Origin of the sequence: Pseudomonas sp. MWU12-3088 (assembly GCF_023242405.1) — a bacterium.
GTDB classification, from domain to species: domain Bacteria; phylum Pseudomonadota; class Gammaproteobacteria; order Pseudomonadales; family Pseudomonadaceae; genus Aquipseudomonas; species Aquipseudomonas kribbensis.
In genome coordinates this window covers 1-5,282 of sequence record NZ_JALJEA010000023.1, presented here as the reverse complement: position 1 = coordinate 5,282, position 5,282 = coordinate 1, and the positions used below count along the sequence as shown (strand labels likewise).

The window sequence follows — 5,282 nt, the reverse complement described above, 5'->3', positions numbered from 1 at the left end:
GCCGCCGTTACAGCAGCCCCTCCCCCTCCGGCAATTCGTACTCGGCCAGCGACTTTGCAGCGTTGGGTTTACCCGGTTTGCTCAATGTCGGCTCCTTCTCCAGGCACGCCACCAGAAAGTCGATGAACACCCGCAACTTCGGCGGCAGATAACGCGTTGGCGAATGCAGCAACCACAATCCGCCATGGTAGGACGCCAGGAATGTCCAGTCCGGCAGAACCTGCACGACCAGCCCCTGTTCCAGGGCATAGCGAGCCGTGAAATACGGCAGGCTGCCGATACCAATGTGCTGCAACACAGCGCCCAGACGCACGCCGGTGTGATTGGCGGCATACCGACCACGCACGCCGACCGTCACTGCTTTGCTGCCTTTCTTGAATTTCCAGCGCGCATCACTCGGGGTTTCGCCCAGATAGATGCAGCTGTGATTGAGCAAATCATGGGGATGAGTCGGCGTGCCATGTTCGGCCAGGTATTGCGGCGTCGCGCAGAGCAAATGGTCGATGGTCAGCAACTGCCGCCCGACCAGTCCTGCCGGCGGCCGCTCCGTGATGCGAATCGCCAGATCAACATGATCGTCGATCAGATCCACCTGGCGGTCCTCCAGCAGCAACTCCACATCAACCTTCGGATAACGGCGTAGAAATTCCGGCATATGCGGATGGATCACGAAGCGTCCGACCGCTTTCGGCACACTGACCCGCACCAGTCCTTCGGCTTCGTGGGTGAACTGACCGCTGATTTCCATCACCGACCGAGCGGCGCTGACCATCTCCTGACAGCGCTTGAACACTTCTTCCCCGCCATCGCTCAAGCGCAATTTGCGCGTGGTGCGCTGCAGCAGCCGCGTGGCCAGTGCCTTTTCCAGCCGAGAAATGCTGCGGCTGACCGCCGAGGGTGACGAGCCCAATTGACGAGCGGCCTCGGAGAAGCTGCCGGTCTCCACGACCTTGACGAAAATCGCCATTTCACCGAGCAACGGCAGAGGAAGATTTATGCTCACAGCGCAACAGTCCTTTGATGTTTGAACGGATTATCACGTTATTGCACGATTCATATAATTAAAAAAGAAACTTTAATAAGGGCATGGAATATGACGCTTCGCCTCTTTTTCCATAGTGATGACCTCAAGGCCAATGTGGAAGTCCTCGACTGCACGCCCCACGAGAACGAATTCGCTGTGGTGCTGCGCGCCACTCTGTTTCACCCGCAAGGTGGCGGGCAGCCTTGCGATACGGGCTGGATCGGCGACAGCCAGGTCTTGCGTGTCGTACAGGAACCGGACCGGATCATTCATTTCGTCGACCAGCCGGTGCCACTGGGCATGACCCAGATCCGTATCGATGAAGAGCGTCGCCGCTTCAACACCCGCATGCACTCCGCCGGGCATTTGATCGGCCACTTTGTCCAGGCCTTGGGCTGGATGCCGATCAAGGCACACCACTGGCCGGACGAAGGCCGGGTGCAATTCAAGCCTGGGGATTGTGCTCAGGAAGTCGATGCGCAAACCGTTCAATACGGCATCGGGCAATGGATCGAACACGACCTGCCCCGCCTGACGTCCCTGCGCGAAGGCGCGCGGGAAATCGGCTTCGGTGAACTGCCAGCCTACGGCTGCGGTGGCACCCATGTACGCAGCCTGAAGGATCTGGGCACAGTCACGATCGCGTCCCTTTCGCAGAAGAAGGGCACGCTGTCCGTCCACTACAACGTGGATTGAGGATTTCGGGCGCTGCCGGTTGCAGCGTCCGACGCCGGGGGAACCGCATTCGCCGGTTCCGTTGACTACTCGTTAGATGGACCTGAAACCATGATGCTTGACGTCGAGCGTCTCGATGAGACGTGCATAAAAAAACTGGCCAACGAAGAAGTCCTCGCCATCCGCGTCAAAGGCTTTTTGCCTGAAGACCAGGCGATCCGGATTGGCGACAAGATCCTCGAGCCCGGCTTCGAGGGTTACATCAACGCCCCCAGCATCGGCCGTATCGGCATGGCGTTCTATGAGGCGGAAAACCAGCCGCTACTGATCGAGGATTACTTCGAACGCGCCACCGGCAACATTGCCGAACTGCGCAATCGCTGCGCGCCCTACTCCTCGCCGATCGATACCCTGCGCTGCATGCTCGACGAATCCTGGCCGGCAGGCGCGCATCTGGAAAACCTGTACGGGCGCAAAATGTATGTCGGTCTGTCACGGGTGGTCAAACCTGGCGTCTGCTTCCTCGCCCACCACGACATCTTCGCCAAGGATGCGCCGGAGAGTTTCCAGGCCCGCAGCCTGGAAGCGCAATTCGCCTGCAACGTCTACCTGAACATGCCGACCGAGGGCGGCGCATTGCAGATGTGGGAAGACGACATTTCACCGGACCGCTTCGACGAAATGCGCGGCGACAGCTATGGCATCGACCCGGCACTGCTCGGCCCGCCAGCCCTCGAAGTTCGCCCGGCACCGGGGGATTTCATCATGTTCAATTCGCGTCGCATGCACTCGGTAACGCCGGGCGTGGCAGATCCGCGCTTGAGCCTTTCGTTTTTTGTCGGCTATCGCGGCAATGCATCACCCCTGACTTTCTGGAGCTGAAATGACATCGAATTACCTGGGCGAGTTTCTGGCGCTGGCCACCATCCACTTTCTCGCCGTGGTTGCTCCCGGCCCGGACTTCGCCGTGACCATTCGCCAGAGCGTACGTTTCGGTCGACTGGTCGGCATCTGCACGGCACTGGGCATCGGCGCAGGGATTTCCGTGCACGTGCTGTATACCCTGCTGGGCGTCGGCGCTCTGATGCACACCACCCCGTGGCTGCTGACGGTGGCCAAGGTGGTGGGCGGCGCTTACATTTTCTACCTCGGTATCTGCCTGATCCGCAGCAAACCCAAGACAACGCTGGAAGGCGAAAAGACCAGCAATGAACCGCTGGTTGAGCAATCGCTGTTCAAGGCGTTTTCCACCGGTTTCCTGACCAACGCCACCAACCCCAAGGCCACGCTGTTTTTCCTGGCGATCTTCACCACGATCATCAGCGCCAGCACGCCGCTGGAAATCCAGGCCCTGTACGGACTGTGGATGTGCAGCGTGAACGCTTTGTGGTTCGTGATCGTTGCGCTGTTCTTTTCGAGCAGCAAAGTGCGGCTGTTGTTTATGCGCATGGGTCATTGGTTCGAGCGCAGCATGGGAGTGATTTTGATCCTGTTTGCCGGGCGACTGGTGTTGTCGATGTAAACACGCTGATCGGAGAAGCCCGTTCCAGACAGATTGGACGGGCTTTTTCGATTCTGCGCCGCTTTTGCATTTCTGTGCGACGCGTCCCACTTCGGGGGCTCCCCTATCACTCGCTTGCAGTGTTAGTTTGCGAAACCGTCTGACGCATCGATCAGACACTTCCTACTTACCACCTGCAAAGGAATGCCCTTAGCAATGGATTTTTCACTCAAGCAACTGGCCGCATCGACCCTGATTCTGGCCAGTCTTTCGTCCGTGACACTGCCCGCCCACGCCAACATCACACCGCAGCAAAGCGCGACCATCCTCAAGACATTCAGCGATGCCAAGGTCAGCGATTTCCGCCAGTTCCTCGGCGAAGTGGCCAAGAGCGACCTGAGCAAGACCGACGACCTGCGCCCTTCCATCAGCGCGTTTCTCGACAACAAGACACTGACGGCTGAGCAGCAAAACGAGATCTATCGCTTGCTGGGTCTCTACACCCGGGCGAAATACGGCAAGGCCGCACTCGAAACCCTGCGCGAACTGGTGGAGATCCCGACCGATCGCAAAGAAGGTGTTGCCCAGCACGAGAATCCTGAATTCATCAAGATCGCCGCCAAGATCAAGGAGCTGGCCGAGTCCTTCGGCCTGAAATACCGAAACATCGACAACCGCGTCTACGAAATTTCTCTCGACGGCAGCGGCAAGGAAGTCGTGGGCATTCACGCGCACGCCGACGTGGTGCCAGTGACACCGGAAAACTGGGTGCTGAAGGACGGCACCAAACTCGACCCGTTCAAGGTCACGCTGATCGGCGACCGCATGTACGGCCGCGGCACCGAGGACGACAAAAACGGCATCGTGGTGACGCTGTATGCCATGAAGGTGATCAAGGAAGAAAAGCTGCCGCTGGCCCGCAATTTCAAACTGCTGGTGGACACCACCGAAGAAACCACCGGCGACGCGATTCCTTACTACTTCGAACGCAACCCGACGCCCGAGTACAACCTGGCGCTGGATGGCGGCTACCCGGTGGTGATCGCCGAGAAAGGCTACGGCACCGTCATGGCCAAGTTCGCCAAGCGCAAGGCCGAGGGCAAAGGCGCGGAGCTGATCTCGATGACCGGCGGCATGGCGACCAACCAGATTCCATCGGTTTCGCTCGTCACTCTGGTGACAGACAAGCCTGCTGAGCTGGCCGCCAGTCTGCAAAAGGCCGGTAACGAATACGCCAAACAGCATGGCGGCGATTTCGAAGTGAATGCCAAGGTCGATGGCAAGGACGTGAAACTCAGCGTTACCGGCGTTTCCGCGCACTCTTCCGAGCCTGAATCCGGCGTCAACCCGGTCGCGCGCATGCTGGACTTCATCCACAGTGTGGATGGCAAGATCGCGTTCAAACACAACCACATCACCGATGCCGCCCGTTACGCCGCCGACAACTGGGGCCTGGACTACAAGGGTGGCAAGCTGGGCGTCGGTTTCGCCGATGACTTCATGGGCCCGCTGACTACTTCGCTGACCTATGTCGGGATGGACGACAAGACCTTCAAACTCGCGGTCAACCTGCGCGTGCCGAAGGGCAAGTCGCCGGAAGTGCTCAAGACCGAAATCGCCGACAAACTGGCGGCCTGGAGCAAGAAAACCCACGTCGCGGTCAACTTCGATTATTCGATCGCCGAGCCGATGTACCGCAACCCTGAAGGCGAGTGGGTCAAGGCACTGCTGGCCGTGTCCACCGAAAACCTGGGCATGAAACACGAGTTCGGCACCTCTGCCGGCGCCACCTCGGTGCATGAACTGCCCAACGGTGTGCAATTCGGTCTGGCCCGACCTGAGGTCAAATACACCGGTCACACCGACGGCGAGTTCAAGACGGTTGACCAGTTCCTGCTGGACCTGCAGATCGTTACTGAAATGATGGGCCGCATCGGGCAACTGCCGAAGCTTTGATCGCGACACTGGCCCGCCAAGGTGGCGGGCCCACAAAAAAAGGACCGTGAGGTCCTTTTTTTTTGCACGACAAATAACGCACAAACAAAAACGCCGCTCATCACTGAGCGGCGTTTTTGTTGAATA

5 protein-coding genes are annotated in these 5,282 nt (G+C 58.8%); 4 read left to right on the top strand and 1 reads right to left on the bottom strand.

The window, feature by feature from the left end; translation table 11 throughout:
* Positions 1-7: 7 nt before the first annotated feature.
* Positions 8-1,003: a LysR family transcriptional regulator gene (locus M5B98_RS28535; protein ID WP_248744672.1), complete on the bottom strand. Its 996-nt coding sequence runs from the start codon at positions 1,001-1,003 to the stop codon at positions 8-10.
* A 90-nt stretch (positions 1,004-1,093) separates the two neighbouring features.
* On the opposite strand from M5B98_RS28535, the gene M5B98_RS28530 reads away from it, so the two are divergent.
* From M5B98_RS28530 to M5B98_RS28515, 4 genes are all read left to right on the top strand, one after another.
* Complete coding sequence (locus M5B98_RS28530) at positions 1,094-1,720, top strand: alanyl-tRNA editing protein (protein WP_248744671.1); 627 nt, start codon at positions 1,094-1,096, stop codon at positions 1,718-1,720.
* A 90-nt stretch (positions 1,721-1,810) separates the two neighbouring features.
* Positions 1,811-2,581, top strand: a complete 771-nt coding sequence (locus M5B98_RS28525) for a 2OG-Fe(II) oxygenase (RefSeq protein WP_248744670.1) — start codon at positions 1,811-1,813, stop codon at positions 2,579-2,581.
* A 1-nt stretch (position 2,582) separates the two neighbouring features.
* Complete coding sequence (locus tag M5B98_RS28520; protein WP_248744669.1) at positions 2,583-3,221, top strand: LysE family translocator; 639 nt, start codon at positions 2,583-2,585, stop codon at positions 3,219-3,221.
* 195 nt (positions 3,222-3,416) lie between these two features.
* Positions 3,417-5,156, top strand: coding sequence for a dipeptidase (locus tag M5B98_RS28515; RefSeq protein ID WP_248744668.1), 1,740 nt, complete (start codon positions 3,417-3,419; stop codon positions 5,154-5,156).
* The last annotated feature ends 126 nt before the right edge of the window (positions 5,157-5,282 follow it).

Bases quoted from the DNA above. Each gene is read 5' to 3' on its own strand.
- M5B98_RS28530 (WP_248744671.1), top strand. From the start codon at position 1,094: ATGACGCTTCGCCTCTTTTTCCATAGTGATGACCTCAAGGCCAATGTG.
- M5B98_RS28525 (WP_248744670.1), top strand. From the start codon at position 1,811: ATGATGCTTGACGTCGAGCGTCTCGATGAGACGTGCATAAAAAAACTG.
- M5B98_RS28520 (WP_248744669.1), top strand. From the start codon at position 2,583: ATGACATCGAATTACCTGGGCGAGTTTCTGGCGCTGGCCACCATCCAC.
- M5B98_RS28515 (WP_248744668.1), top strand. From the start codon at position 3,417: ATGGATTTTTCACTCAAGCAACTGGCCGCATCGACCCTGATTCTGGCC.